Source organism: Kitasatospora sp. NPDC001095 (assembly GCF_053598615.1).
In genome coordinates this window covers 1-3,392 of sequence record NZ_JBSFKQ010000123.1, presented here as the reverse complement: position 1 = coordinate 3,392, position 3,392 = coordinate 1, and the positions used below count along the sequence as shown (strand labels likewise).

Genomic DNA, 3,392 nt, shown 5'->3' with positions numbered 1-3,392 from the left:
GTGGTGTAGACGTCGATGCCCCAGTGTTGGGCGAGTTGGACGGCGGCCATGCCGACGCCGCCGGTGGCGGTGTGGACGAGGAGTCGCTGTCCGGGCTGTATGTCGGCCAGGTCCCGCAGGCCGTAGTACGCCGTCAGGAACACCACGGGCAGTACGGCGGCCTGGGTGAAGGTCAGGTTCTCGGGCATCGGCGCGGCCATCCGCTCGTCGGTGACCGCGAACGTCCCGGCGCTGCCGGGGAAGAGCCCGAAGGCGCGGTCGCCCGGCGCGAAGCGGGTGACGTCGGGGGCGACTTCGGTCACCACGCCGGCGGCCTCGCCGCCGATCAGTGCCTCGTCGCCCGGGTACATGCCCAGCGCGATCAGCACGTCGCGGAAGTTCACCCCGGCCGCCCGCACCGCGATCCGTATCTGACCGGCGCCCAGCGGCTCCCGGGAACACGGCAGCAGGGCCAGGTTCTCCAGAGTGCCCTTGGCGGTGACGTCCAGACGCCAGTCGTCGGCACCGGCGGGCAGGGCCAGCCCCGCCGTCCGGCCGCCGATCCGCACGAGGCGGGGGACGGAGGCCACACCGTCGCGCAGGGCGAACTGCGGCTCCCCGGAGGCCAGCACCGCCGCCAGCGCCGAACGGGACGCCTCGGTACGGTCGACGTCGACGATCTGCAGCCGTCCGGGGTGCTCGGTCTGGGCCGAGCGCAGCAGACCCCACAGCGCGGCCGCGGCCGGATCCCGTACCCGGTCGTCCGCCCCGGCCGCCACCGCGCCGCACGTCACGACGGCCAGGCGGGCGGCGGCGGACCGCTCGTCGGCCAGCCATTCCCGCACGGTCTCCAGCACCGCGGCGGTCGCCCGGTGCACCGCCCCGGGGACGTCCTCCCCGGGCGTCGCGGCGAACTGCGCCACGACGGCCGGGGCGTCCGCGGGGAGGTCGGCCAGGCTCGCGTAGCGGCCCGACCCGGCCGGGCCCGACGGATCGTCGCCGAGGATCGCCGGCGCCGGGGCGGACGCCCCGGCGGGAACGGGCAGGGGCGTCCAGTCGATGCCGAAGAGGCCGTCGCGCGTGGCCGGGGCGGCGGCGAGCTCGCCCGCCCCCACGGGCCGCACCGACAGGGCGCCGACGGACAGCAGCGGGGCCCCGGCCCCGTCGGAGACCGAGAGCGCCACGGTGTCGGGCGCGACCTGCGACAGCCGAACGCGCAACTCCTCGGCCCCCGCGGCGAACAGCCGCACGTCGCTCCACGCGAACGGCAGCTTGAAGCTCGCGGCCCCGCCCTCCTCCGGCAGCGCCTCCAGGGCCAGCACGTGCAACGCCGCGTCCAGCAGCGCGGGGTGAACGGTGAACAGCGCGTCGTCGTCACCCGAGCCCGTGCCCGTCGCGCCCTGCGGGAGCCGGACCTCGGCGTACAGGTCCTCGCCGTGCCGCCATGCCGAGCGAAGGCACTGGAACGCCGGGCCGTACGCGTAGCCGTGTCCGGCCAGGCGCTCGTAGAGACCGTCCGTGTCGATCGCCGTCGATCCGGCGGGCGGCCAGGAGGCGGCGGAGCCCGAGGCGTCCGTGACGGTGTCGAGCGGGGCGGGGGTGAGGGTTCCGCTGGCGTGCCGGATCCACTCGGCGCCTTCCTCCGTACGGGAGTACAGCTGCACGGGCCGCTTCCCGGACCCGTCCTGCGGGCCGACGGCGAGCTGGACGTCCGCGTCGGCGCCGTCCAGCCGCAGCGGGGCCTCCAGCGTCAGGCCCTCGACCACGGACAGGCCGAGCCGCGCTCCCGCCAGCAGCGCCAGCTCCACCATCGCGGTGCCGGGCAGCAGGGTCGCGCCCAGCACCGCGTGGTCGGCCAGCCACGGGAAGGCCGCCAGGGACAGCCGGCCCGTGAACAGGTGCCCCTGACCGTCGGCCAGTTCCACCGCCGCGCCCAGCAGCGGGTGCTCGGCCTCCGCCAGCCCCACCGCGCCCAGGTCTCGCCGCCCGGCCGGAGCCTCCAGCCAGTGGCGCTCACGCTGGAAGGCGTACGTCGGAAGGTCCACGGAGCCGCTGCCGGGGCCGAACACCGCCCGCCAGTCCACCTCCACGGCGCCCCGCACGTGCAGCTGCGCGAGAGCGGTCAGCGCGGCCTGCGGCTCGGCGAGGCCCTTGCGCAACGACGCGGCACACACGACCGTGGCCCCGGTACCCGTCCGGGCCAGCGCGGTGAGGGTCGAGTCCGGACCCAGCTCGACGAAGGCGGTGACACCCTCGGCCTCGAGCGTGCGCACCGCGGCGTGGAAGCGCACCGCCTCCCGCGCGTGAGCGGCCCAGTAGTCCGCGGAGGCCAGCTCCTCGGCCGTGGCCGGACGCCCCGTCAGCGTGGAGACGAGCGCGATCTTCGGAGCGCGGAAGTCGAGGCTCCGCGCGACGGCCCGGAAGTCGTCCAGCATCGCGTCCATGTGCGGCGAATGGAATGCGTGGCTGACCGTCAGCTCGCGTGTCTTGACGCCCAGTTCGCCGAGTCGTATGGCGATCGAGGCCACCGCGTCCGCGTCGCCGGAGACCACCGTCGACTCCGGGCCGTTCACCGCGGCGAGCGCGACCGAACCCTCCAGCCCGGCCAGCAACGGCAGCACCCGCTCCTCCGGTGCCTGGACCGCGAGCATCGCACCGCCGGACGGCAGCGCCTGCATCAGCCGGCCCCGCTCCACCACCAGACGCGCGGCGTCCCCGAGGGGGAGCACACCGGCCACGTACGCCGCCGTCAGCTCACCGACCGAGTGCCCGGCCACCACGTCCGGCCGCACCCCCCAGGACTCCCACAGCCGGAACAGCGCCGACTCGATCGCGAACAGGGCCGGCTGCGCGAACTCCGTCCGGTGGACGGTCTCGTCCGCCATCGCCTCGCGCAGCGGCACCCCCAAGGCGTCGAACGCGGCACACGCCTCGTCGAAGGCGGCGGCGAACGCGGGGAACGCGTCGTACAGCTCCCGCCCCATCCCCGGCCGCTGGCTGCCCTGGCCGGCGAAGAGGAAGGCCACCTTCCCCGGTGCGGACGCGACGCCCTCCACCGCGCCGGAGCCCGACGCCAGGGACGCCAGCCCGTCCAGCAGCGTCGCACGGTCGGCACCCAGCACCGCGGCGCGGTGCGGGAACTGCGTGCGCGTCCCCGCCAGGGCGCGACCGACCTCCGCGGCGGAGAGCTCCGGCAGCTCCGTCAGCCGCTCGTGCAGGCGCTCCGCCTGGGCGCGCAGTGCGGCCTCGTTGTGTCCGGAGAGCACCCAGGGGATGACGCCGGTGGGGGTGGGTTCCTCGTGGGTCTGTTCGGTTGGCGGGGTGGGTTGTTCGAGGATGAGGTGGGCGTTGGTGCCGCTGATGCCGAAGGAGGAGACGGCGGCGCGGCGGGGTCGATTGTCGGGGGTGGTCCA

At 75.6% G+C, this 3,392-nt stretch carries 1 protein-coding gene; it reads right to left on the bottom strand.

The annotated features are described in order from the left end of the window. A partial coding sequence (locus tag ACWDBB_RS36060; protein ID WP_449793628.1) for an acyltransferase domain-containing protein occupies nucleotides 1-3,392 on the bottom strand: 3,392 nt, incomplete at both ends.